The sequence below is a fragment of the Pseudoalteromonas lipolytica genome (assembly GCF_900116435.1).
In the GTDB taxonomy this organism is placed as follows: Bacteria; Pseudomonadota; Gammaproteobacteria; order Enterobacterales; family Alteromonadaceae; genus Pseudoalteromonas; species Pseudoalteromonas lipolytica.
On record NZ_FPAZ01000001.1, the window covers coordinates 284,671 to 309,981 of the forward strand.

Below are 25,311 nucleotides of genomic sequence, written 5' to 3' on the forward strand. Positions count from 1 at the left end.
GTTTAATATGGCTAGAGAACTGTGTTCGGGTTGTGGCTTTTCAGTCAGAACCTGCTTATGTAATGCGATAAGCATAATTAATAATAAACTAAAAATCATTATATTACGTCATCCTAGCGAAGAAAAAGTAACTAAAAACACAGCGCACCTGCTTAAATTAGGTTTAGCGAACTGTATTATTTTGAGTGGCGAGTCTGAACAAGACTTTCCTGAGCTTGCCTCACTGCCAACACAGAGCACGGCACTGTTGTATCCCGCCGATAATGCAATCATGCTTGATAAGTGCACTGATGCAACATTAGACTTTAAACAACAGCTTACTCATTTAGTGGTGCTTGATGGCACATGGAAAAAAGCCTACAAAATGCTGATGCTGACCCCAAGTTTGCAGCACTTCAAGGCTGTCAGCTTCGCCACTTTACCAAAAAACAAATACGTGATCAGAAAAGCACCTCGCGCCGATAGCTTGTCGACATTAGAAGCCGTTGCACAGAGCCTTAATTTAATCGAACAGTGTAATGTTGACCCGCTTTATCACTTACTCACGGCGCTTGTTGAAAAACAAACTCAGCACATGCCTCAAGCAGTCAAGGCACGTTACTTATAATGCGAGTGTCTAAACGTTTAAGTGCGGGGTTTAGCCGCCAAGGTCCCGATTACCGTTTTGATGACCAAGTTGATTTTGACGATATTCGCGACACGTTCGGATTTCGTACCCTCGTTGTGGGTCATTGGGTTACCAAGCAAGAACGATTATTAGCTGCAAATTTAATTTATGACGCGCTGGCAGATCTCGCACAAATACTGTCATTACCACCTGTGGCAATGGGCCTTCGTGGCAAACTGAATTTTGCTTTCGGTCATGGCGGTCAAAAAGGAGTGCAAGCACATTATAATGCGCAAAGCCAAACACTTGCTCTGGCAAAAAATGCCGGAGGAGGAGCCCTCGCACATGAGTGGTTTCATGCCTTTGATCACCATATTTGCCAGCATATGTTCCCACACAGACAACCCATGCAGTTTTGCTCATCATTGTGGTTAACCCAAACACCTGATTTAACACACCCGTTAAATCATTTCCTCAATCAGTTTTTTCATCAGGTTTTTTTAGATACTCAAGGTAATAACCCAAACGAGTTCGTCACACAATCGATAGCCTTTGATAAACAACGACAGCATATTTATATGAGCATGCCAGAAGAACTTGCGGCACGGTGTTTTGAGCAATGCATTGCTGTCCATCCTGCGATTAAAAATAGTTTTTTAGTGAGTGGCTTAAATGACGGTGGTTTAATTTACCCAAGCATAGAGCATACATCACGCTGCTCAGACGCATTATTACGGTATTTTAATCAACTAGGTGTGCTTTTACATCGTGGCTAACATCAACCGACTTAAAGTTCTTGATCCACAGTAAATAATCGTCAGCCTCAAGCGGTTTGGAAAAGTAATATCCCTGCCCTATTTGGCAGCCATAACGTTGTAAAATGGCCAAGCTCTGCGGGTCTTCAATGCCCTCGGCCACCACTTTGGCACCGAGCGTTTTAGCAATATCACAGGTTGCTTTACAGATACTTTGATCATTTAACGAAAAAGCGAGATTAAGAACAAACTGCTTATCAATTTTCACCTCATCAAAGCCCAGTTGACTTAAATAAGCGAGTGAAGAGTAACCTGTACCAAAATCATCAATGGCGAGTTTCACACCAATTAAGCGATAATCGTCCAGTGTTATTTTTATATTTTTACTTTCTTCCAGGGTCGCTGATTCTGTTAACTCAAGCATCACAGAATCAGCACTTACACCTAGCTCATTTAACTTAGTAATAAACAGCACAGGTAAATCTTTATTGAGCAAATCTTTTGCCGAGATATTAATAGAAATGACATGCTCAGGTATTAACTCACAAAACCTTGCTTGCCATTCTATGCCTTTCGCAACGACCCACTCGGTAAGTTGATTAATGACCCCTGAGGACTCAGCAATCGGAATAAAGGTATCAGGGCCGATTGCTCCAAGTGCAGGGTGATGCCAACGAAGTAGCGCTTCGCAACCCACAATATCACCCGTTTCTAAACATATCTGTGGCTGAAAATGTAAGTTTAATTGGTCTTCTTCAATCGCTAATTTTAATGATGCGGCAATGAGCAGCCTTTGCTCTGAGAGTCTCGCACTTTCTAAATCAAACATACGCCAGCGCTCACCTTGCAGGCGCTTTTCACTCATAGCTTGAATCGCGCACTGTAGAATTTGTCTGGCGGTATTACCATGTAAAGGATAATGGGCAACACCAATATCAACACTATCAACTAATTTTACATTGTTATGCGTGATGCCCTCTTCAAACACTCCATGAATCAAACAAGCAAATTGCTCTATATGACTCAGTTCCAACTCCCCCATTACAACACAAGCAAAAATACTGTCATCAACGCGTGCTATCCAGACACCTTGATCAACATGGGTTTCCAGCCTTAAAGCATTAATCGATTCAAGCTGTTGGGTAAGTAAATCCAGCGTAGTCACAATGCAGTTATTAGCATGCTCATAGCCAAATGTTGCTCTGGCATTTACCAAGACATGGGGCCTGAACAACATCACAGAAAAATGTTGTTTGTGCGCTACTTTTTTCATTATTTCACTCAGTAGCAATTGTTTATTGGGTAATTTTGTATCCGCATCATGTGTCATTGAATAATTAAATGATGAAATTCTGTGTCTATCTTTAAGTAACAACAATGAACTAATAGCTAACGATGTGAATAATAGAATGACATTTTGCATGGTGTGATTACCAACACCAAAGCCATTCCACACCAACCAACTAAACGCTTGAACAGACAATGTAAGCACCATTAATAATCTTAAACGCGTACGCTCACCTTTTCCTTTGTACAAAATAGTAATCGCAATACCTGCGAGCATTAAAAAGACAATACAACTAAAAATGTACGACGATTGCAGATTGAGTTGCGGCAATAACGAAGCCATTATTGCAGTAATTATTGACACACCTAATAAAGCGATCCACACCGATTTATAGTGACTTTTAAGTCTGTTTATTGCAGCAAAGTGATACAAAAAATAAGCACCAAAACACAATGCATACTGGTTTATAAGCCACTTAGCGCTCCACTCTAACCCGCTAACAAAAAAGCTCGTTAAACCATTATCTATCATAAATCCAATGGTCACTAAAACGAAGTAAGCATTTAATGTCAGATACTTAAAGCGTTTCGATATGAAGTAATACACCCCACATACAAACATGCATAAAACCAAGACACCCAGGATAGCGCCATACCCCAAAATTGTTTGGTGTAAATTAACTTCAAACGTTTTAGCTGAAACAACCCCGACTTCAATTGATATCGCATGCTCATGTTGGAAATTAAGAAGTGCCCAGCGATTTTGACGATTGTGATCGACTAACCAGTGTGGTCTCACACTCGATAAGCTGACTAATGATGCCAATCTATCTTTATTTTGAATTTGTAATAAATCATCAAGAAGATAAAACTTTTTCCACGTTAAGTTGGGTTCAGCAATATACACAACGTAGTCTTGATTACTTGGTAACTTATTTAAGTCGATGACAAGCCAATACGAACTGTGTGCTTTTAAGCGAAGTGTTTTGGGTTCAAGCATATTTACTTTATGCTTATCGTCTAATTTCTGCTGCAGTGATTGGCTAACAATAAAAACTGGGTCATCAGTGTTTATCAGCCAAACAGGGAGTTCAGCCGCATTTAAAGTCGCTGTAAAGGTATACAAAAAAAGACAACAAGTAGCAGTTACCAGCTGTTTATAAAACGTAAGGATGCACCTGCTGATTGAAAGCATTTTAGCTCCGTGCCATTAAACACCAGCTAAAAGTATGGGGGGGAACAGCGTAAATTGCCAACTTTTGGGAACGATTTGCAATTAAAGTACTGTGGCCCGTAGGCCACATAAGAAAAGCTTACTTATTATCGTCGCTAATACGACTCGCTACCGCCGAGTTTTGATCTTTATATTTCGCATCTTTACGGGTGTTGTAAGGATTTTCGGCTGGGCTGGTCATGGTCTCAAAACTCATCGCCCCTATTTTCATCATCGGTCTTAATGCCAAAGGCAATTTACCCGAGTTATAAAACTCAAGCACAATATTACCTGACCAACCTGGGTCAATTCGGTGTGCCGTTACGTGCACCATTAAACCAAGGCGAGCGAGTGAGGAGCGGCCATCTAACCAACCCACAATATCAGCGGGTAACGTAACTTTTTCATGCGTAATCGCCAAGGCTAATTCGCCTGGGTGAAGAAAAAAGGCTTCTTCTTCCGCTAACACGATTTCGTCGCTCATAATTGATTCCATCGCTTTATTAAGTTGATCTTTCGGACCGCTTAAATCAACGTAAGCTGCGGTATGATCTTGAAACACTCGAAACTTATTGCCTAAACGTAAGTCTACCGTCACCCCAGAAATCATGTCTTTGCTCGGTGAAGGTTCTATAACGATACGACCCTCGTTAATATATTGCTGAATATGGGTATCTGATAATCTCATTTATTATTCTACCTAAAACAGCCAAACAGTTATTATCAACATGTTGCGCTGTAAAAATTATCTTGCTTCACGTTAGTTCATGCATTTAATGCAATCAATAAGCGTTAAAGCTCACAGTATGCTGGGATTATTGTGACACAAAACTCACTTATCAAGTTAGTCTTACAGACATTTCTTCATGAATTAATTTTTTATACTCATTTAAACCGTTAAGAATAACTTTTACGTTTAGTATGGGGTGAAATGATTTTTTTAATACAATGAATGTATAACAAGACGCGACATAAGCTGAGAAAATATGAACCTTCAAATACGTTAACGAGTTCGTACTCTCGCGATGTTAGTTTTTGTCAATTGAATCGCCATTAAAGTCATCCTCCCATACCATCCCCCAATCAGAAGTGGGTTCACTTGGGTCGATAGTGTCAATTTTTGTTTCTGTGGCAGAGCCACCGCAGCCAGCTAATGTCGCTACAGAAAGCGCCATCGCAAGTTGTTTTATGTGTCTTTTAAGTAGACAGAAAACACTCTAAAGGGCAGTAAATGCACTCATTAAGCACAAAAACACAAATACCTCATTGTCACAATGAGTAATAAACAACAAAAAATTAACATTTTTTTCTGTGTTTAATCTTCTGTTATCAGTATTTCTACCGAACTATTTTGTGTTTGCTGGTAATGCAAGCTGCTGGCTAGGACACGTGCAGCATTTTTGTAGGTAGCGCTGATTGATGCTGCATTATCTCGAGAAATTACCTGCCCTTGCTCCGAGCTTTCACGTATTTCAATCGCAAGAGGGATGTTGGCTAATACAGGCACACCATGGCGGTGAGCTAATTTTACAGCGCCATCTTTGCCAAATACATGATTGGGTTCGCCGCAATGACCACATAAAAAGTAACTCATGTTCTCAATAAGACCCAATACTGGAATATTGACTTTATTAAACATAGCAATCCCCTTTTGTGCATCAGCTAGGGCTAAATCTTGCGGTGTTGTAATAATTACAGCGCCACTAGCAGGTACTTTTTGACTCATGGTTAGTTGAATATCACCGGTGCCGGGCGGCATATCAACGATGAGGTAATCAAGTTCACCCCAATCGGTCTCATTCATAAGTTGATTAAGCGCCCCCGATGCCATGGGGCCTCGCCACACTGTTGCATCATCACTCGGCACTAAGAAACCAATTGATTGCGCTTTCAAATTATGTGCTTCAAATGGTAATAAGGTTTTATTATCCAGTGTTTTAGGCTCAGCACCCTGCAGACCTAAAAGTAAAGGGATCGATGGGCCATAAATGTCAGCATCTAAAATCCCCACTTTAGCTCCCTCTTGCTCAAGTGCTGAGGCAAGATTCACAGCCGTTGTCGACTTACCCACTCCCCCTTTGCCAGATGCAACAAGTACAATCTGCTTAATCTGCTTAAAGCAGCATTGGTTGGGTAATGACACCTCGGCGTCGATGCTCACCGATACTGAGAGCTTATTGCTAACAAACTCTCCGATTTGTGCTAATTCTCCCTTGCCAGCAAAGGGTAATTCCAGCTTAACCTTAAAGCTTTTGTCGGTATTTATTGTTATTTCTTTTACCCATTGGGCTTCAATCCCAATCGCAAATGCGCTGCTTCTATAAGCAGCTAACGCATCAAGTAGCGGTTCTTTTTCAGCCGATTTACCAGAGAATAATTTTGACAGTCCAAACATAGCAATAAAATAGCGTTTCTTTGATGAAAAGTGCTTCGGAATTATGTAACATTCAAGGCATTAAAACCAGACAATTAGATAATATCATTGCGTTGTTTTGTATATAGGCAACTCGCAATGAATTAAATAATGATATTCATGCATTTTTGCAACGAACTATCCTCAATTCGGAATGATTATGGCACAGCGAAAGATCCTGATTACTAGCGCATTACCTTATGCCAATGGCCCGACTCACTTAGGTCATTTATTAGAATACATCCAAACTGATATTTGGGCGCGTTTTCAAAAGCAACAAGGTCATGAGACCTATTACGTGTGCGCAGATGATGCTCACGGCACCCCCATTATGCTTAATGCGCAGAAACAAGGGATCACGCCAGAGGAAATGGTTAAAAATGTCAGTGTAGAACGCCAACGCGACTTTGCTGATTTCAACATAGAATTTGATAACTATCACAGCACTCACAGCGAAGAAAACAAGCAGTTAAGCGAGCTTATTTATAACCGCTTAAATGATGCGGGCCACATTAAGAAGCACACTATTTCTCAGCTTTTTGATCCAGAAAAAGGCATTTTCTTACCTGACCGTTTTGTAACAGGTACTTGCCCAACGTGTAAGTCTGAAGATCAAAACGGTGATAGCTGTGACGCATGCGGTGCAACATACAGCCCAACTGAACTTATCAATCCACGTTCTGTCATGTCGGGTGCGGAGCCTGTGTTAAAAGACTCTGAGCACTACTTCTTTGACTTGCCAGCCTTTGAAGACATGCTAAAAGAGTGGTTACACTCTGGCACTATCCAACAAGAAATGGCTAACAAGTTAGACGAATGGTTTGCAGATGGCCTGCAGCAGTGGGATATCAGTCGTGATGCACCTTACTTTGGCTTTGAAATCCCAGGTGCTCCAGGTAAATACTTCTACGTATGGCTAGATGCACCCATCGGTTACATGGCCAGCTTTAAGAACCTATGTGACAAGAAAGGCATCGACTTTGATGCGTTCTGGCGTGAAGACTCAGAAGCCGAACTTTACCACTTTATCGGTAAAGACATCATTTACTTCCACAGTTTATTCTGGCCTGCCATGTTAGAAGGGGCAAACTTCAGAAAACCAACGAATGTATTCGCTCACGGCTTTGTCACCGTAAATGGCGCAAAAATGTCTAAATCTAAAGGCACTTTTGTAAAGGCACGTACTTATCTAGATAATTTAGACCCTGAATATCTACGCTACTATTACGCGGCAAAACTTAACAACGGTATTACTGATTTAGATTTAAACCTTGAAGATTTTGCCCTGCGTGTAAATTCAGATTTGGTTGGTAAAGTGGTCAATATTGCAAGCCGTTGTGCTAGTTTCATCACCAAGAAATTTGACGGAAAACTAAGCGACACAGTGATGGATGAAGCGTTACTAAGTGAATTCCAAGCGGCATCAGACAGCATTGCTAATCATTACGAGAATCGTGACTATAGCCGTGCTATTCGTGAAATTATGGCGCTTGCAGACAAAGCCAACCAATTTATTGATGCTAAAGCTCCTTGGGTGTTAATTAAAGACGAAGCAAAACAACAAGAAGCGCATGACGTGTGCTCACTTGGTCTCAATATGTTCCGTGTGCTTATCACCTACTTAAAGCCTGTTTTACCAGGAATGGCTGCCAATGTTGAAGCCTTTTTAAATGACGCATTAACATGGCAAGGTGTGCAAACAGCACTTGTGGGTCATGCTATTAATAAATTTAAACCGTTAATGCAACGCGTTGAAATGGATAAAGTAAATAAAATGATTGAAGAATCAAAAGAAAGCCTCGTCGCTGAAAAAGACAAGATTGATCCTAATAGCCCATTAGCGAAAGAGCCAATCAGCCCTGAAATCGAATTTGATGATTTTGCTAAAGTTGATTTACGTGTAGCGAAAATTGCAAAAGCAGAACACGTTGAAGGTGCTGATAAATTATTAAAATTGACGTTAGATTTAGGTGGCGAAACTCGCCAGGTATTCGCCGGTATTAAATCTGCGTATGCGCCTGAAGACATCGAAGGCAAGCTGACCGTTATGGTAGCGAACCTTAAACCACGTAAGATGCGTTTTGGTATGTCTGAAGGCATGGTGTTAGCAGCAGGCCCTGGCGGCAAAGAAATCTATATTCTTAACCCTGATGAGGGTTCAGAGCCAGGCATGCGTGTCATGTAAGGTAAAACCTTATTGTAAAAAAACCGTTGTGTGCAAACACAACGGTTTTTTTATATTCGGCATTTATGTTGTTGGGCACGCGGGGTGTTCGGTTAATACTTGGGTAATAATTTGGCCAAATACTTGGTGCTGTTGCTCAGTAATAGGGAAAGAGGCGCTGTAAGAAAGCGTATCGGCAAGTTCTCCGGTAATAATTTCATAAAAGGTCATCGCAGTTAGCAAATGCCCAGCATCCGAGGCATGATTACCGTCACTATGGTATAAATTCACTTCTGGTAATCTTGCTATCGCTTTGTCCCACACTAAACCGATGGGCGCAACACAGCTCGTTTCTTTATCACTAATGGATAAATGTAACTTATAAACCGCTTCACCTTCTTTACTATCCCCCCTTTGTGGGTGTTCAGGGAATAGAATTGGCGTTATTCCCAGCACTTTTGCATTCGCAATTAGACGCTCGGTTTCTGCCGTAGAATAATTTACAGATCCCGATTGAGAATACTTTTGCCCTTGAAAAATCGCATGACTCCACTTGTTTTGTTTTAGCTTTTCGATATTCCCGGGGGAGTTAACTATTTCATCCAAAAAACGGCCACTCACCGTGAGGGTCACAACCTGACTATTACTTAACTCACTCGAAATTAACTGCTCAAGCAAGGTCGCAAGTTTTGCGCTATGACTATTGCCATAAATGATAATGTTATAATCAGCACTTGCGCTATTATCAACAATGCCGGTGCTATTATTAGGAAGTGAGCTGTCAGGCTCGGTTGCGATTGGGTTTTCAGTCTTTGAACTCGAACCACATGCAACTAACCCAACAAAACTCATCAATAAAAAGTAAACAATAAAAGGCTTAAATCGTTTGCTGTCCGTCACTGATTATTCCTTATTTAGACGTATTATTTTTCATGTAGTCAATATTGAGACACAAAACGATAAATAGCCAATTATTATCTGACGCTTACTCACACTTAACTATTTCATCTTCAGGGTGCTAAATATAAATCTTTAAGAAACCGCTCTTTGCGGGGTAAGTAATGATGATCATAATCAAGCGACACCAGCACCCTTTCTGCTTTTCCTAACAGCTCACTACGCGGCACTAAACCGATTACACGCGAGTCTGCACTGTTATCACGGTTATCTCCCATCGCTAAATACATATCTGCAGGGATAACCACTGGCGCAAAATGCTGCATCACAGAGGGGGTCTTCGACACCTGAATTGCATGTTTAATACCCGCAAGATTTTCTAAATACGTTTGCTGTCCTGCTTCATCATCCACTAGCGAGTAATCAAGTACTTGACCATTAATAATCAATTTATTATCAACTAAAGTAACCGTATCACCCGGCACTGCAATCACACGTTTGACTAAGCGGTTATTAGCAGCAGTTGAATCAAATACAATGATATCGCCCGCTTTTGGCTCATCAAGGCGCGCCAGTGATATATGACTAAATGGTAACCGTAAATCATAGGCCATTTTATCGGTTAAAATACGGTCTCCCTCAACAATTGTCGGTTTCATAGACCCTGTGGGTACTTCATACCAATCGGCAACAGCACTCCTAAATACACTCATTAAGCAGATGAATACAATCAATGAACGGTTATTTTTCCATACGTTAGCAAGCCAATTCATATTCGTTCCTTGTGTTGTTAGTTTCATTAAGAGTCTTTGCCGTTCAAATTAGTTCTTAGCTAAATGTAACGAAATACTTCAAAGATAAAAATATCATACATGGTGTTAAAAATATTTGACACAACCAGCAATGAGTAGTTTACTTAACACCAAGTCAAATATTTTTTACACTGGATGATAAAAGATGAGCTACAAAGAACTGACAATTTGGGGCACGTTGGGAGTGACTATTGGTTTGTTAATTTATTACCTTACTGGTATTAACTCATTACAAACAAATGGAAACCTAAGCCAAGATACAATGGTTTCTTACTTATATAAGGTCGTAATTACTGCGGTGATACTCGAAATTATTATGCAATCAGTGCTTGCAGGCATTAAGCACAAAGAAGCAGATTTAGGTGATGATGAGCGCGATAAACTCATTGAACTTAAAAGCGCTAAGCTTGGCCATTGGTTAACTTCAGCAATTATTTTAATGTGTGTATTTTTAGCCACTCAGATAGAGCGTGTATCTGGTCGCATGTTATTACCTGAAGTTTCAGATTTATATAATATAATGCACTACCTCATTATAGGCTTTTTGATCAGTGAGATTATCACGACAGCCAGTAAGGTGTATTTCTATCGAAGAGATAGCTAATGAAAAAACAGCTCAGTAATACTATTCGAGAATTACGATTTCATCACAATGAAATGACGCAGCAAGCTCTGGCCGAAGCCGTCGGTGTTTCAAGACAAACAATTGTCGCCATTGAAAAAGGCAAATATTCCCCTTCACTTGAAGTGGCTTTTAAGATTGCTCAATTGTTTGATAAGAAACTCGATGACGTTTTTTCTTATCAATAGCACGCTTGCAATAAAAAAGGTTAGCATGCAGCTAACCTCTTCTATTCTATTTAAGACTGTTGATTTTTAAACTGTGCTTTCGCTTGTTCAACTTCGTCATTACTGATACCTACTGACTCAGCCGCTTCTTTTATTAAATGCGGTTGTGTCATAACCAACGCCATCAGTTGTTGAAGTTTTTCGGGCGGGATCCCGAGTTGCTGAACTAAGCCCATAGCCATCATTGGGTTTTCCATAAATGCTTGAAAAAGCTCACGTACTTTTTCGTCACTCACGTTATGCTCTTTCAGCATTGCGATAATTGGGTTCATACTAACCTTTATTAATTTACTGCTAATAAGCTCAATAATGTGGGCAATTTTTCGTTATTCAACCAGTAGCACCACTTTACCCGAATTTTCATTATTATCTAAAATGCGGTGAGCCTCAGTTGCATCCTGCCAATGCAGGGTTTTATATATATTAAAGTCAAATTTACCCGCAGCGAGTTCGCCATAAAAGCGAGCTATAAACTGTGCTTTTAGTTCACGTTTAAAAGCAATAGAGCGGTTTCTAAGTGTAGAAGCATGAAATGAAATACGTTTACTCAGCAAACGTGCGAAATCAACCTCAGCAAAGCGCGCATCTAAAAATGCCAACATCACAATTTGGCAATCCATTGCAGCAACAGCAGCATTTTTATTTAAATAATGCCCTGCAACGGGGTCGACAATTGTATTTGCTTGTAACTGATGTGTCTTCATATACTCCACAAAGTCGGTGGTTTTATAATTTATACAGTGATCGGCACCCAACTTTTTTGCATGCGCGCATTTTTCATCGCTCCCCGCAGTAATGACTACCTGAGCCCCAATAGCTTTTGCCATTTGAATAGCGGCACCACCCACACCACTTGCACCAGCGTGTATAAGTGCGGTTTGCCCAGCTTCAAGCTTGCCAAATTGAAATAACGCCGAAAATGCAGTGAGATAAACTTCGCTCACCGCAGCCCCTTCTGTCATACTCATTGAGTCAGCAAGCGGCATCACCTGTGCTGCATCTACCGTAACATACTCACTGTATGCGCCTCCGGCACACAAAGTAAAAACGGGTTTATTAAGCCAATCAACCTCAACGTTTTCCCCTTGTGCGACGACAGTGCCAGCACACTCTAGACCTAAAATCTCACTGTCGCCTTTAGGAGGTGGGTATTTATCTTGCCTTTGTAAACAGTCAGCACGATTAACGCCTATTGCGGCGACCTTAATCAGTACCTCATCGTGTTTAATATTCGGCTTTTCAATTTCTGCAAACGTTAACTGTGAATTTTCGTGCTTAATATAACGCATAACACCTTCTATTTAATTCGCTGCCAGATTTCAGCTTCCACCAATTTACCATTTTCATATAAAGTATGATGCCATAAATCACCGTCTACTTTGTAATCAAATGCCATGGTTTTACCTTGTAATGAAGGCACATTACCATAAGAAAAAGTCTCGATAAATTGCTGGTCTTGCAAAACATATTTGCCGCCACCCGCATAATGAAAATTGCCATTTTTCTGCGTAATATAACTAAAATGAGTATCGGTAATTAGCTTTACCGAGGTTAATTCGGGTGCTTTTGCCGTAACATACCCTTCCTTTGTCGCATACTTTCCTTCAACAAATTGCCAACTCCCCACCAGCGGGTTCGCATTCGCGAATGAGGCTAGCAACAAACTTGAAATGCCGAATATTTTTAGCATAGTGTACTCCCTTGATTGTTCGTATTAGCATACGCCAATACCGGATCCCGATGAAGGACTACGTGGTTGAGATTTTTTCACCCCTGTTTTGCTCTCATTTCACTAAACCGCCACGATTGTTTATACGGATACACATCCAATAATTGTCCCTCATTAATAGCCGCTTGCAGTCGCTGCCACATAGCAACACTGAAAATGTCGTGATGCACAGCATTAAAAAATGAAAAAGCCGTTTTATTTGCACTGAAAAATACCTTGAATTGGCTCGGAAACACATCGTTTTCAGCAATATCAAAGTAACTCTCGCTGCTTAACTCTTCTAACGAGTCAGCACTTTTTGGTAACTCTCGAAATTGACACGCCGTCATCGGGCAAATTTCATCGTAATCATAAAACACCACTCTTCCCCAGCGGGTCACACCAAAGTTCTTCATCAACATATCGCCTGGAAAGATATTTGCACCTGCCAGCTCTTTGATTGCTTTACCATAATCAATCATAACAAGTTCAAGTTTTCGTTCATCACACTGATTAATATATAAATTAAGCGGTGTCATTTTCCGTTCAACATACACATGACGCAAAATAAGCGCATTACCCGATATAATTAAACTGTCGCCAATTTGGCGCTGCATCGTAGTGAGTAATTCTTCACTAAATCGGCTTAAATCAAACGCTAAATAACGAAATTCATGGGTATCAACCAAGCGCCCCACGCGATCGGCTTGCTTTACAAAGTCGTATTTCGCCATGACATGTTGTTTAGTGGCGGTTTTTGGTGCGCTAAATTTATCTTTAATCACTTTGTACACATAATCAGAGCCTGGTGTCGTAAATACCAACATCACCATGCCAGGCGTACCTGGGGCAATAATGTATTTATCATCAGGAGGGCTATTTTTAGTGGTATCAACTTTATAGCGATAAAACTCGGTTTTGGCATGCTTGATAAATCCTATCGCGTTAAATAACTCAAAACGTTGCTTATGGGGCATCAGCACGCTGAGGTAATCAACGTAACGCGCAGGTTGGTCGGTGTCGACCATAAAGTAGGTTCGCGCAAACCCAAATAGCAGACTAAGTTGATCGGCGCCCATCATGACGGCATCAATGTGCAGCCCTTTTTCACTATTTAGTAAGGCTATGGCAAACGGCATATTATCACCGTTTTTAGCAATGCATCGCCCAATGATGTAACACGCTTTATTTCTGAAAAATAATGAATTAGCGTATTCGATATACCCATCATTCAGTGCTAGCAGCTCATAAACCTGTGGGCACTGTTTTTTTGCTCCTGCGATTAAAGTACGCTGCAACATGGCAATATCATCAGTGAAATGTGCATAATCGGAGCGAAAAACATGACGACTCACAAGGGTTTTTATCGCATTTTCAAAACCACTTTGTAACGAGATCCGACTTACCAGAGAATCAAACGGACGAGGCCCTAAGCGATACCGTGCCTTTAAAACAAACAAATGAACATTACGGATTTTACGTGAGTCCCAAATAGCCCCAAATGTCGAGTTGAAAAACGTATGTGCAATGGGCTGGTTTTCGTGATTTTTCACCATTTCTGCATAAATTTGTTTTGCTAATAACCACAGAGCAGGATCGTTAACTTCGCTGTAAGCTATGATCTTTACAGCTTCACTTACTTTTTTTACTTGGCCTTCGTAAACCTGTAACCGTAACTTCATTGCTGTTTGCACTTGATGCCATTGACGTTGTTCAAACCGGCTTTGTGCCCCTAAAGTGATATTCAAAAACTCTGCAAACATGGCCTCAAACCCTGCATACACAGCGCGGGCTAGTTTCGTGGCAATAATATTCTTTAGTTGTTCCGACTCTGTTTTTTTACGAAAAATTGCATCGTGTTGAGGCATTATTGATATCACTTATGCTGATTATTTTAGTTGCCGTGTTTACACACAATAGCAAGCACGCTTTAATTTAGGTAATTAATAAAGATAATAAATAAGATTGATCAGATGAATATTAGGCATGTCGACCTAAATCTATTGGTGTATTTAAATGTACTGATAGATGAGCAAAATGTATCAAAAGCAGCCAATAAACTTGCCTTAACGCAGCCTGCGATGAGCAATGCATTAAAACGGTTACGTGATTTATTTGACGATCCCTTGCTCGTTCGAGCCGCTGGCACAATGACACCCACAGCCAAAGCGCTGAGTCTCAAGCCTGAAATTGAAGCACTGCTAAAAATGGCCGAAGAAATAACGCAACCAAGTGAACTGTTTGACCCAAGCACTGCAAATATAACGTTTCGGATCATGGCAAATGATTATCTAGAATCAACCTTAATAGCCCCTTTTATCACCCAACAACTGGCGAAAAGCCCCGGCCTTAATTTTGATATTTTGAGTCCAAGCGACGTCAACTTACAAGATATGGAAAAGGGCACAATCGATTTAGCTATAAACCGCTTTAATGGTTTACCCCGTTCATTTCACCAAGCCAGTGTCTGGCGCGATAACTATTGCTGCTTAAGTCACCCTGACAATCCTTATCTACAACAGCAAACGCTTGAGAACTACCTTGCAAAAGAGCATATTTGGGTAAATAGGGCTGGCTGGGGGGTTGAAGCAGCGGTGACTAATAAATCCGGAAGTCAAAAATTAGGCTGGGTAGATGAAGCATTATGGCAGCTCGAACAAACGCGTAATATTCGTGTATTCACTCGCCATTACATGGTCGCAAGCTTGCTCTGCCAATCGCCTAAATTGATAGCCACGCTGCCTCGTCGTCAAGCGATGTTGCTCGCAAAACACACCGATTTAGTCATAAGTCCAGTGCCATTTCAAATTGTTCCCATTGAAGTAAAAATGCTGTGGAGTCCATTATTACACCATGCAAACCCGCACCAATGGCTGCGTCGAGAACTATTAGCTTTTGCAAATACAGTGGCCGACAGGTAACAAATTAACAATATTGATAAAATCAATATCAGTTATTGAAAACAACAATTTCATTAATAATGAGTGTCAGGCTAGAGTGAAGTTAAGCACATAAACAAAGAGAACTTGATATGGAAACTTCAGCACAATTCACTCAACAAGACGGCCTTTACATTAATGGTCAATTACATACTCTTATTGAACAGCAACTTTGTAAAAAAAGCGAAATTGCGTGTGACGAGATATACCAGATTCTTGCAACACTGGTTGATGAATTTGGGTGTCAGTGTCGTAAAACGAAACACCAAGCAGATGATGTTTTACCAACCGAAACACTGTTAACTGCCTACAGCTCTGTACGCACTCATCCACATTGTCATGTAGATGCTCAAACGACGCCGGCGGTACTTGATGAGTATTGCTGCCAAGTACCGGCTATTTTAGTAGTTGCTCTTATGGATACGCTAACAGGTATTACAAGCGACGAGCCTGGTGCAAAGCACATTTACCAACGTGCCGCAGCACTGACAGGTAAACCATGCGTCTACGCCATTAATAGCGCACACGCTGCTTAATATGCGCATTACTTTGAGTTACTTATTCGAGCGATGATGCTTTTTGCAAAATCACTGCAATTAAGCATCGTCGCACCGGTGACATAGTCAGCCAAATCAAAGGTAAGCTCTTTTGCCAATAATGTTTCTTCCAGAGCTGACTCAATTTTTTGTGCAGCCTCCTGCCACCCCATAAAACGCAGCATCATTACTGCACTTAAAATACTACTGCTTGGGTTCGCCGTGTTTTCACCCGCTATCCGGTTAAAAGTGCCATGTGTTGGCTCAAAAAAAGCCACCTCATTATTTAAATTTGCTGCTGGCATTATACCAACGCCACCGACTTGTGCAGTCAACATATCGGCCAAATAATCACCATTTTGATTGGTGGTTACGACTACATCAAATTGTTCTGGTGTAAGCAACGCCTGCTGAAGCATATTATCGGCAATCACTTCTTTAATGACTAAATCGTCCTGATTGTCACGCTTTACTAGCAACCAACGGCCATTCTCATGGGCAACAGCATTAAACTCTTGCTCTGCAACCGCAAAGGCCCAGCGTTTAAACGCCCCTTCTGTAAACTTTAATACATTCCCTTTATGCACCACAGTTAAAGATTTACTTTGTTGTTTTAGTGCATAATTGAGTGCATATCGCATCAAACGCTCGGCCGCTTCTTTTGAACTATTTTTAATGCCAAGCCCACACTGGGTATCAAAACGTAATCGTGTCACCCCCATTTCTTGACATAAAAAGTCGAGCATTCGCTCGTTGTCAATACTGCCAGCTTGCCATTCAATACCCGAGTAAACATCTTCTGAACTGTCGCGAATAACGGTTATGTGGGTTTTTTCAGGCTCTTTTAATGGTGAGGGTAAATGCGGATAACTGCGGATAGGCCGCATATTAACGAATAAATCCATTTCATGGCGAAGTGCGACGTTCAAAGAACGAAAGCCCCCACCCAAAGGAGTGGTTAGAGGACCTTTTATGGCAATTTTAAATTGCCTTACGGCATGGAGTGTTTCTTGTGGAAACCAATCTCCGTCGTAGAGTGCGGCCGCTTTTTCACCGTTAAACACTTCCATCCAGTGAATCCGACGCTCTCCTTGATAAGCCGCCTCAATAGCAGAATCAACGATACTTCGCATAACGGGGCTAATATCTTGCCCAACACCATCCCCTTCAATGTAAGCGATTACTGGATTGTCAGGAATACACCACTGGCCATTTTTATCGATGGTGATTTGTTCACCCTGCTCTGGCACTGAAATATGTTGATACTGCATCATAACGTTTTAGCAACTAGTCGGTTGAATATGCTTTGTGAGTATCTATTAATACCAAGATTTGTCTGCACTGTCTGCGTATGTATGGAAATACCCATTATTCAAATCATTAATGACACACTTTGTCTATTTCGTCTTCCATGGCCTTGAATAGCGAGGCAAACAACTGCGTGTCTAGCGTTACGGTGTCATTTTTTAATGCACTATCAACAGCAAGTGCTTTGATATAAAGCGTCTCACACTCAAACATGTTGGCTGCGCCCTTTAACATGTGCACATTTCGACTTAAGCCTTCGATATCCATTTTTTTATATTGCGTACGCATATCGGCATATTGATTTTTAAGTCCTTTGATATAGTCATCCTTAAGCAGTTGGAATTCGTGTTCAGGTAGCTTTATATCAGCCAACTCATCGCAGTCTAGGTAACTGGCAATTTTATGACTAAATGCATTACGGTCTATGGGCTTTGCAATTAAATCGGTGAAACCTTGGTTCATGTAACGCTCTACCTCATGCTTCATCGTGTTCGCGGTTAAAGCAATAATGGGCACCGAGATCCCCGTCGCATGCATCATTTTCAGTGCTTCTTGACCATCCATAATTGGCATTTGAATATCAAGTAATATTAGGTCAAATGTGTTCTCAAGCGTTTGCTGCACGGCATCTTTACCGTTTTCAACCGTTGTGACTGTTAGCCCCATACGCTCTAAAATACGTGCAAATAAACGTCTGTTGTCAGGGTGATCTTCAGCGAGTAACACCCGACCTTTTAAATTTTCTGGCGCATCAAGTTTACTAAACGGAGAGGTTTCGACTAATCTAACTTCACTCATATCATTGAGCCAACGCGTATTGTCTGTTGTGTACACAGCGATTGTTAAAGTAAACTCACTACCTGAGCCAACGTAACTTTTTACACTGATATCACCATCCAGTTTTAGCGCTAAACTTTTAGAAATATTAAGACCCAAACCTGTGCCACCATACTGACGAGAAATACTCGAATCCGCTTGGTAAAAGGCACTGAATAACGACTTTTGTTCAGAATCTGTCATGCCAATACCGGTGTCTTTCACACTGATCGCTAAGGTATTATTCTCACAACTCACCGTAAGCGTTATTCGCCCAACCTGAGTAAATTTTAGTGCATTGGTCGTCAAGTTTAATAATATTTGCCTTAATCGGCTAGGATCGGTCACGATGTAATCAGGCAGAGGGAATTGATAATCAACGCTAAATTTTAAGCCTTTATCACGTATTTGCTTACCAATAAGTGATTCAATATTCGCTATCGTGGCAAATAAATCGGTTTCAATTAGATCAATTTCAAGCTTATTCGCCTCTATTTTCGACATATCCAAAATATCATTAATAAGGCCGAGTACATGGCGACTATTTTGTAAAATGACACCGATGCCATGATTTCGTTCATGAGGCTTAATATCACCAAGCATAATGCCATCAGCATAGCCAATAATCGACGTCATGGGTGTGCGTATTTCGTGGCTAATATTGGCTAAGAAGCGACTTTTAGCTTCATTTGCGTCTCGTAATTCATCGGCTAATTCTTCAAGTTCAAGTGTTCTTAACTGTACTTTTTGCTCGAGATTTTTATTAAGCTCAACATTATCCTCATGCAACAACCTAAATTTATCAGCGACAGCAAACGCTAGTAGCATAGCATCCATCGCGGTGCCAATCAGTCCTAATAAATATAAATTCATCGACGTGGCAGGCAATAATCCTAAGTTTGTAAGATTACCCACCATGTTAGGCACCATCATGGCAACATAGGCCAGTACAAAATAACGTGCAGGTTTGAAGCCAATCAACATACAACGTACACCGATATACAAGCCTAAACACAAAGCGACACCCGTTACTAATGTTGACCAATAAAAACCAAAGCTAGGCCACACAACACAAAATGGGATCCCCAATGTTGCGATAACCCCGACAGTCAGAGACAGCTGCGATAATTTCGGAAACGTTTCCTTTAACTTAAGGAGATTATTGTAAAATAAAATGTTGGTCAGTGGCGTGAGTGCAAAACCTAGCCAATGTAAGTGCGGGTTATAATACCCAAACAATTGATCCGAAATATGAAAGAAATGACTCCATGCGAACACCCACGAAGCGGTGAATAAAGCATAATATAAATGCGTGACGTCTTTAGACACTAAATAAATTAACAGGTTATACAAACCAAGCGCTATACCGACCCCAAAACACAGCATGATGATTACATTTTCGAGCGTGATAATTTCGAAATAATCTTGATACGGCGTTAAGATTAACTTTGCAGGAGTATAAAAATAATCGCTTTCAAAATGTGTGATCAACGTATAGCGCTTGCCTTTTTCAAGGTTTAGGCGGTTTCCATAGTGAAATGCAAATTGGTTTTTTTCGACGCCACCTGTCACAAAACTTCGTACAGGTTGAGAAACATCGGTTAGGTCATAAATCCGACTTTCTATTTTTGAAACCAAGGTATTGTAGGGGTACAGGACAAGGTCTTCGATATCACTTTGATTTTCTATATCGACAATCAACCAGTAACCGCCCCCAATCGAACTGATACGTGATTGTGGCCTTTTTGTGGCACGCCAGCGTTTAATATCAGCCGCAGATTGAGGAAATCGATTGTCTCTCGCAGCTAATATTTGCCCGACATCATGTAGGTTCTGCTCAAAAGATGCGTCTGTATATATAAACGCTTGTTCGGCGCACACTGAATATGTTGAATAAAATAGAAAAAGCAAACTGCCTAAGAATAGCTTTAACCGCATTCACAGCGCCCCTAATAAACAAAAGTCATAAATCATCAAAATTGAAAAGCCACATCAAAGCCATAACGTCGCCCTTCTCCTTTAAAGTCTTCTAACATACCCAGAAATGAGCTCAAATCGAATTTTAACTGACTGTACTCTGTATCAAATAGATTTTTTCCCCATAATATAAACGACCAGTTATCTACATCATATTTAAAGTGTGCATTAACAAGGCTGTAGCTTTCTTGACGGGCGTACGGGTTCATATTTTGATCAAAGTAAAATGCTGACTGATAGTCAACCATCACATTGGCTGAAAACGGGTTATTCATTAACCGCGTATCATACTGCAACCCTGCCGATACATCCCATTTTGAAGTAAAAGGTAATTGATTATCGGTGATACTATTACCCAATGGATCGACATACTCTTCGTACTCGGCATGAGGAATATAGCCCACTGATAACTGCATAGCGAGTTGTTGGGTGGGCTGATAATTTATTTCACTTTCGAGACCATAAATTATAGAGTCGGCTACATTTTCAAGCAATTGAACAGGCGGCATTTGCGGTGTTTCAGAGGCTTGATTCATAAACACTTGCTGGTCATTATAATCATAATAAAACGCAGCCCAGCTCATTCGTAACCGTTGTTCCGGCCAATACGTTTTCAGGCCAACCTCATGGGCATTTAAACGCTCCTTGCCGTAATCAGCTAAGATTGCTTGTTCTTCAGATGATAAAAAGCCGCCATTATACCCGCCACTTTTGCTGCCATTAGCAAAACGATAATACAGGTTCGCTGTGTCAGAATACGTATAATTGAGAGCAAACTGACCGGTAATGCCATTATCGGATTGCTTATCAGAAACCGTGTAAAATGGCACTAAAACCCCTGCTAAATCATTGGGGTTGACTACCACATTTAAGGTTGATGTAGAGCTGTATTCAAGTGATTCATAATCGTAACGTAGACCCGCAGTGAGCAACCAACGCGTGGCTAATGGCACTTCAATTTGGCTAAATAGCGCTACGTTTTGTGTATCGATATGATTATCGTAATAAAATGTGGCCGTTAAATCTGCAGGCAAAATACCACGAAAGTCGCGTAAAATATCATTGATGTTATCTTGCTTAATCGTTTCATCAGCAAAATACACCCCACTGGTCAGCGTGTAATGAGTAAATTCATTAAGGACCCTAAACTCTTGACTGAATAAATGGGTGTCTAAACCTAACACTCCTTCGCACAACCTAGCTGGTGAGCCATCGCAATTAAATGCATGGCTTCGCTCTAAATTATTAAAACTACTTACGGAGGTCACCGTTGTGTTATCACTCGACTGCCAATTTAATTCGCCGATAAAGCCATAGCCGTCTGATTTATGCGGTGAGTCATTATTAACACTCACAGTAAAAAAGTCGTCACTCCCATCGTTAAACCCAAAGCTATCAAAGCACCGTGTTGAACCCGCATCGGCTGGCGAACATAATTCACCCGTTAATGGGTTTGCTATAATACCGATACTCCCCACTGGCTGCGAAATGCCATCCCAATCTTCAATATGTGCTTGCAGGTAAAGCTCTACGTTATCCCATTGACTTAACAGTGACAGCCGTGCATTTTTTTGCTCCATGCCCGCGGTCGGTGATGCAGAAAAATTATTTTGTGTCGAATAGTCATAATCTTGATAATTGAATGCTAACCGCATCGCCGTTTCATCGCCCAGCGGTTGGTTCCACATCCCCTCTAAGCTACTGGCGTTATTGTTGGCAATACCCAGTGTTAACGACCCTGCTTGCTCAAACTCAGGCCTATTTGTGCGGATTAAAATTGCCCCACCGGTTGAGTTTCGACCAAATAACGTGCCTTGCGGGCCACGCAAAATATCAACATGCTCTACGTCATACAGGTTAATAATTTGGTTATTTGCCGAACCAACCGCCACGCCATCAAGGTACATAGCTACAGGCGATGTATTCGCAGTATTATAATCAAGTAAGCCAATTCCCCGAATACTGACGGCGGGAGGTGTGCCCTCGGCCGCGTTTTGCGTTATTTTCACGTTCGGTGCAAATAACCCTATTTCGGTTGAATCTTTAAAATGCTGCGTTTTTAAAAGTTCGCCATTCACTTGGCTTACCGCAACACTGACGTCTTGAATTGATTGCGGACGCTTCTGTGCATAGACACTAATAACTTCCATGTCCTTTTCAGCCTCTGTATTTTGCGCTGAGGCATTACCCATGACACATGCCGCTAAGCAGCTACTCGCAAGCATAGTGAGTTTAGGATTGAATTGATAAGGACGTTTCATTCGTTTTTAGACCTTAAAAAGAGGGACGTATGTTAAATTATTGTAATTTCCAGTAAGTATAGACCAAACAACGCTGTAAAGTCGCATAAAAAGCAGAGGGTTAACGGCTTTTATGCCACATTAAAGTCGCTGTTGACTAAACATTACCCTTTTTCAAAAGCGTGTTCGCCGCTAATTTGACTTGGAAAGCCACAGAGTGAGCGTGACGTTTGCATGCCAGCCATCACCGCCGCTTCAACACAGCCAGCATTAACGCCTGTTTTTATCCAATCGCCAGTAAGGCGTAAGTTTTTATAGTGGCTGCCATCAGTCGCTAATCTAAATTTGCTCGACCCTGTAACAGAGAGTACATAACGCTCACTGGGATCAATATTTACCCGCCAATACTGTTGCTCTAAAACAGGCAAAATACTGTGCGGATCTTGATAAAACACCTGCCAGTCAAACTTATTATTGGTATAAGCGTGCGGCCACAATGCTTGCATATCAATGCTGAATAAATACTGCATATTATGTTTCACCTCAGCTTTCATTTGCTCAGGAAAATGATGTGCCGTAGCGGGTGGATAATGCTCACACGTAAAAGCGCTACAAAAATAGGCAATATTAACGGGCGGATCACTGTCTGGCCACGCCTCTTTGTCAACGAGATTGCTCATTGCAGCCCATGTATCGAAGGGCTCAACAAAACCACTTAATATAGGCCCTTCTTGAGCCGAATTGGTATCGGTAAAGCCGAGTTGTTGATCAGTTTTATTCAACCAAACTTGGCAAGCTTGTGTCGCAACACTCTTCACTTTACTCGCTTGTAAAGCAAGGGCATTATCGTCGCTAAGTAAATCTGCCGCCACATGCTCAAGCGAAGCAACAGATACCCCCAATATTAGGGTATCAAAATCAACTCCATGCACTAACGTAAGACTTGGAAGTGGCTGCTTAAAATGCGCTTCATATACTTCTGGCCAGTCACTCCAGAACGACTCTAAATTAACCTGATATTCTTGCAACAAATGCGCTTGTAGCGGGTTTATTTGGTCTAAGAGCGGCTCACTTGGCCAACAAGGCAGCTGCTTTACATTGATAAGCGGCGCATATTCACCCGAATTTAAGCTGACCTGCTGACGCAGTTCAATATGCGATACCACAGCTTGCCCATGAGAATCTTTACCCGGCGTTAATTGTGTAAGCTGGTGGAAAAATTTAAATTTTACACCGCGTTTTTTGAGTAGCTCATAAATAGGAGCAAAAATGACATCTCCCATGCCTGCTTGCATTTTCCACATCACTCCCCCTTTATAACAAAGGCCAATTCTTAGCATGGCAAGTGCTGCAACACCTGCCTCGACATTAGGCTTGTTAAAGTCGCCATTGGGGTATGCAAACACCAAGTCATAAAAACCTCGTACAGGAGCAGAATTAACGCTATAGGCACTATTTGCACCATTTTTTTCGAGCCATTGACGAAAATCATAGCAATTAATTACCCCAAAACCATCGCGATAAACTTTATCTTTTATCAGACCTGTCAGCATCGCAATAGCCAGATCGGCACAAATATAGAGCCTGCGCAGTTGTGCATTATCATCCAGTAACTCTATTACTTGCTCTTTAAACCAACGCTTTAATTTGCGAACGATATACCAAATCACTAAACGATCAGCTTGCTTGTCTGTGTGGGTTGTTTGCTGTGCGGTAAACTGTTGTAAGTGCGTAAGTAAAGAGCGAGGAGTGGAGATAATCTCGGCCGCATCCGATTCAATGTCATCAATAAACTGTTTTGCCGAGGTAACCTGAGTATCAATATTCGCTTTTATTTGCTGATAGAGGTGCTTTAGTAAAAACTGATCTCGTGGCTTTTTAGTAACTAATGTGGTTTTTGCGTGTTGCTCACAGACATCTTCAATGTCTTCGGTCCATTTTTTCAGCCAAGCCAGTGTCATCGTAACAAAATCCCACACTGTAATATCCAAGCTTCCATCTGCTGGATTACCCACAACGGTTGGGAAATCTATCGGCCATGTTTGCCACTCGTTATCGATAAACTCTTGTAATGCAATAAAACTATGCGGCTTAAACGCCTGTTGCCAAGTTGCAAGCGGCGAACTCGCTGGCCTGTCCAAATTATTGTAGACCCCTTGCAAAGTGCGAAAGCTATTTACATAAGCACCAAACCACACATGCAAGCCATGCTCTTCAATACGTTGACCAAAGTGCTGATTGCGACCACTTGCGCCTTTGCCTCCTAAGCGCCACCCTTGTTGATAAACGGTTATTTCGCGATGTTGCTGCCAATCTTCTTGCTCGGTTAAATACACCGCGGCAGTCATTGCAGCAACGCCACCCCCTACGATTGTGATTTTTTCTTTGCTCATGGTCATCCTTTACGCAGGTAAAACCTGGCTTGCGCCAAGTTGATCAAAGTCCATATTGATGTAAAAAGGCAAATGTACCGCTTGGCTTCCTAATTGAATACCAAACATATCGTGCAACGGAAAACTCGCTACTGACTTCACATCAAGGGTAAAATTATTAGTTAACAACTTAAGTTGGTGAATTTTTTTTATCACTGATGGAGAATGCACAACAGAGCGATAAACGGCACTTGTACCCTCTCCATCTGGGAATTGCTTAAACAATATTTGATCCATTTGCGGGTGAATAAACCCCTCAAACAGTTGCTTAATTAATGAAAAATCCACGCCTTTAACTTCATCATCAAAAAAATCAGCCACTCGCTTCGAAAAAAGAGCAAGGTTATCTAATAAGTTT

The 25,311-nt window shown here is 41.2% G+C and carries 22 protein-coding genes; 7 read left to right on the plus strand and 15 right to left on the minus strand.

The annotated features are described in order from the left end of the window. Positions 1–7 precede the first annotated feature (7 nt). Together BM378_RS01240 and BM378_RS01245 are read left to right on the plus strand one after the other, a co-directional pair. On the plus strand, positions 8–607 hold the full coding sequence (locus BM378_RS01240; RefSeq protein WP_065979822.1) for a tRNA-uridine aminocarboxypropyltransferase: 600 nt from the start codon (positions 8–10) through the stop codon (positions 605–607). Continuing rightward, positions 604–1,383, plus strand: a complete 780-nt coding sequence (locus BM378_RS01245; RefSeq protein WP_371915637.1) for a CLCA_X family protein — start codon at positions 604–606, stop codon at positions 1,381–1,383. Before BM378_RS01240 ends, BM378_RS01245 begins: the two co-directional genes overlap by 4 nt. On the opposite strand, the gene BM378_RS01250 is transcribed toward BM378_RS01245, so the two are convergent. The 4 genes from BM378_RS01250 to apbC form a co-directional block, all read right to left on the minus strand. Further along, the gene (locus BM378_RS01250; protein WP_162898033.1) at positions 1,349–3,775 is read right to left on the minus strand and encodes an EAL domain-containing protein; all 2,427 of its coding nucleotides are present in this window, start codon (positions 3,773–3,775) and stop codon (positions 1,349–1,351) included. The two genes, BM378_RS01245 and BM378_RS01250, sit on opposite strands and share 35 nt — an antisense overlap. Before the next feature lie 187 nt (positions 3,776–3,962). Beyond that, positions 3,963–4,550: a dCTP deaminase gene (gene dcd, locus BM378_RS01255; protein WP_036968938.1), complete on the minus strand. Its 588-nt coding sequence runs from the start codon at positions 4,548–4,550 to the stop codon at positions 3,963–3,965. 340 nt (positions 4,551–4,890) lie between these two features. After that, positions 4,891–5,037, minus strand: coding sequence for a hypothetical protein (locus BM378_RS20370; RefSeq protein ID WP_162898032.1), 147 nt, complete (start codon positions 5,035–5,037; stop codon positions 4,891–4,893). 140 nt (positions 5,038–5,177) lie between these two features. Next, positions 5,178–6,257, minus strand: coding sequence for an iron-sulfur cluster carrier protein ApbC (gene apbC / locus BM378_RS01260; RefSeq protein WP_074988318.1), 1,080 nt, complete (start codon positions 6,255–6,257; stop codon positions 5,178–5,180). 178 nt (positions 6,258–6,435) lie between these two features. On the opposite strand from apbC, the gene metG reads away from it, so the two are divergent. Continuing rightward, positions 6,436–8,460, plus strand: a complete 2,025-nt coding sequence (metG, locus tag BM378_RS01265) for a methionine--tRNA ligase (protein WP_036968946.1) — start codon at positions 6,436–6,438, stop codon at positions 8,458–8,460. A 63-nt stretch (positions 8,461–8,523) separates the two neighbouring features. Here the strand turns inward: metG and BM378_RS01270 are convergent, their stop codons facing one another. Next, complete coding sequence (locus BM378_RS01270; protein ID WP_227006821.1) at positions 8,524–9,339, minus strand: hypothetical protein; 816 nt, start codon at positions 9,337–9,339, stop codon at positions 8,524–8,526. Positions 9,340–9,449: 110 nt separating this feature from the next. Next, positions 9,450–10,109 (minus strand): signal peptidase I, encoded by a 660-nt coding sequence (lepB, locus tag BM378_RS01275; RefSeq protein WP_074988320.1) that lies wholly within the window; start codon positions 10,107–10,109, stop codon positions 9,450–9,452. 184 nt (positions 10,110–10,293) lie between these two features. On the opposite strand from lepB, the gene BM378_RS01280 reads away from it, so the two are divergent. Together BM378_RS01280 and BM378_RS01285 are read left to right on the plus strand one after the other, a co-directional pair. After that, positions 10,294–10,752, plus strand: a complete 459-nt coding sequence (locus BM378_RS01280) for a hypothetical protein (protein WP_036968948.1) — start codon at positions 10,294–10,296, stop codon at positions 10,750–10,752. After that, positions 10,752–10,958 carry a helix-turn-helix transcriptional regulator gene (locus BM378_RS01285; protein WP_036968951.1) on the plus strand — a complete coding sequence of 69 codons (207 nt, stop codon included), beginning with the start codon at positions 10,752–10,754 and terminating at the stop codon, positions 10,956–10,958. The genes BM378_RS01280 and BM378_RS01285 overlap by 1 nt, the downstream gene beginning before the upstream one ends. A 50-nt stretch (positions 10,959–11,008) precedes the next feature. Here the strand turns inward: BM378_RS01285 and BM378_RS01290 are convergent, their stop codons facing one another. The 4 genes from BM378_RS01290 to aceK all read right to left on the minus strand — a co-directional run bounded on the left by BM378_RS01290 (position 11,009) and on the right by aceK (position 14,573). Further along, positions 11,009–11,269, minus strand: coding sequence for a DUF2999 family protein (locus BM378_RS01290; RefSeq protein WP_036968953.1), 261 nt, complete (start codon positions 11,267–11,269; stop codon positions 11,009–11,011). Positions 11,270–11,323: 54 nt separating this feature from the next. Further along, complete coding sequence (locus tag BM378_RS01295) at positions 11,324–12,286, minus strand: zinc-binding dehydrogenase (RefSeq protein WP_074988322.1); 963 nt, start codon at positions 12,284–12,286, stop codon at positions 11,324–11,326. 8 nt (positions 12,287–12,294) lie between these two features. Continuing rightward, entirely contained in the window at positions 12,295–12,687 is a 393-nt protein-coding gene (locus BM378_RS01300) for a DUF4488 domain-containing protein (protein ID WP_036968957.1), read from the minus strand. A gap of 77 nt (positions 12,688–12,764) precedes the next feature. Further along, a complete protein-coding gene (gene aceK, locus BM378_RS01305) occupies positions 12,765–14,573 on the minus strand; it encodes a bifunctional isocitrate dehydrogenase kinase/phosphatase (RefSeq protein WP_074988324.1) in 1,809 nt (602 codons plus the stop codon). Between the two features lie 105 nt (positions 14,574–14,678). On the opposite strand from aceK, the gene BM378_RS01310 reads away from it, so the two are divergent. Both BM378_RS01310 and BM378_RS01315 read left to right on the plus strand, forming a co-directional pair. Next, entirely contained in the window at positions 14,679–15,626 is a 948-nt protein-coding gene (locus BM378_RS01310; protein ID WP_074988326.1) for a LysR family transcriptional regulator, read from the plus strand. Between the two features lie 110 nt (positions 15,627–15,736). Next, positions 15,737–16,180 carry a hypothetical protein gene (locus tag BM378_RS01315; protein WP_074988328.1) on the plus strand — a complete coding sequence of 148 codons (444 nt, stop codon included), beginning with the start codon at positions 15,737–15,739 and terminating at the stop codon, positions 16,178–16,180. An 8-nt stretch (positions 16,181–16,188) separates the two neighbouring features. Here the strand turns inward: BM378_RS01315 and icd are convergent, their stop codons facing one another. From icd to BM378_RS20570, 5 genes are all read right to left on the minus strand, one after another. Further along, positions 16,189–17,451 (minus strand): NADP-dependent isocitrate dehydrogenase, encoded by a 1,263-nt coding sequence (gene icd, locus BM378_RS01320; protein ID WP_074988384.1) that lies wholly within the window; start codon positions 17,449–17,451, stop codon positions 16,189–16,191. Positions 17,452–17,560: 109 nt separating this feature from the next. Then, entirely contained in the window at positions 17,561–20,242 is a 2,682-nt protein-coding gene (locus BM378_RS01325; RefSeq protein WP_074988330.1) for a 7TM diverse intracellular signaling domain-containing protein, read from the minus strand. Positions 20,243–20,277: 35 nt separating this feature from the next. Further along, on the minus strand, positions 20,278–22,542 hold the full coding sequence (locus BM378_RS01330; RefSeq protein WP_083422848.1) for a TonB-dependent receptor: 2,265 nt from the start codon (positions 22,540–22,542) through the stop codon (positions 20,278–20,280). Positions 22,543–22,685: 143 nt separating this feature from the next. After that, complete coding sequence (locus BM378_RS01335) at positions 22,686–24,914, minus strand: NAD(P)-binding protein (protein WP_074988332.1); 2,229 nt, start codon at positions 24,912–24,914, stop codon at positions 22,686–22,688. Between the two features lie 9 nt (positions 24,915–24,923). Next, positions 24,924–25,274, minus strand: a complete 351-nt coding sequence (locus BM378_RS20570; protein ID WP_227006822.1) for a hypothetical protein — start codon at positions 25,272–25,274, stop codon at positions 24,924–24,926. Positions 25,275–25,311: the final 37 nt, after the last annotated feature.

Coding starts and splice junctions, on each gene's coding strand:
- BM378_RS01240 (WP_065979822.1), top strand. CDS start 8: ATGGCTAGAGAACTGTGTTCGGGTTGTGGCTTTTCAGTCAGAACCTGC.
- dcd (WP_036968938.1), bottom strand. CDS start 4,550: ATGAGATTATCAGATACCCATATTCAGCAATATATTAACGAGGGTCGT.
- BM378_RS20370 (WP_162898032.1), bottom strand. CDS start 5,037: ATGGCGCTTTCTGTAGCGACATTAGCTGGCTGCGGTGGCTCTGCCACA.
- apbC (WP_074988318.1), bottom strand. CDS start 6,257: ATGTTTGGACTGTCAAAATTATTCTCTGGTAAATCGGCTGAAAAAGAA.
- metG (WP_036968946.1), top strand. CDS start 6,436: ATGGCACAGCGAAAGATCCTGATTACTAGCGCATTACCTTATGCCAAT.
- lepB (WP_074988320.1), bottom strand. CDS start 10,109: ATGAATTGGCTTGCTAACGTATGGAAAAATAACCGTTCATTGATTGTA.
- BM378_RS01280 (WP_036968948.1), top strand. CDS start 10,294: ATGAGCTACAAAGAACTGACAATTTGGGGCACGTTGGGAGTGACTATT.
- BM378_RS01285 (WP_036968951.1), top strand. CDS start 10,752: ATGAAAAAACAGCTCAGTAATACTATTCGAGAATTACGATTTCATCAC.
- BM378_RS01290 (WP_036968953.1), bottom strand. CDS start 11,269: ATGAACCCAATTATCGCAATGCTGAAAGAGCATAACGTGAGTGACGAA.
- BM378_RS01295 (WP_074988322.1), bottom strand. CDS start 12,286: ATGCGTTATATTAAGCACGAAAATTCACAGTTAACGTTTGCAGAAATT.
- BM378_RS01300 (WP_036968957.1), bottom strand. CDS start 12,687: ATGCTAAAAATATTCGGCATTTCAAGTTTGTTGCTAGCCTCATTCGCG.
- aceK (WP_074988324.1), bottom strand. CDS start 14,573: ATGCCTCAACACGATGCAATTTTTCGTAAAAAAACAGAGTCGGAACAA.
- BM378_RS01310 (WP_074988326.1), top strand. CDS start 14,679: ATGAATATTAGGCATGTCGACCTAAATCTATTGGTGTATTTAAATGTA.
- BM378_RS01315 (WP_074988328.1), top strand. CDS start 15,737: ATGGAAACTTCAGCACAATTCACTCAACAAGACGGCCTTTACATTAAT.
- icd (WP_074988384.1), bottom strand. CDS start 17,451: ATGCAGTATCAACATATTTCAGTGCCAGAGCAGGGTGAACAAATCACC.
- BM378_RS01325 (WP_074988330.1), bottom strand. CDS start 20,242: ATGCGGTTAAAGCTATTCTTAGGCAGTTTGCTTTTTCTATTTTATTCA.
- BM378_RS01330 (WP_083422848.1), bottom strand. CDS start 22,542: ATGAAACGTCCTTATCAATTCAATCCTAAACTCACTATGCTTGCGAGT.
- BM378_RS01335 (WP_074988332.1), bottom strand. CDS start 24,914: ATGAGCAAAGAAAAAATCACAATCGTAGGGGGTGGCGTTGCTGCAATG.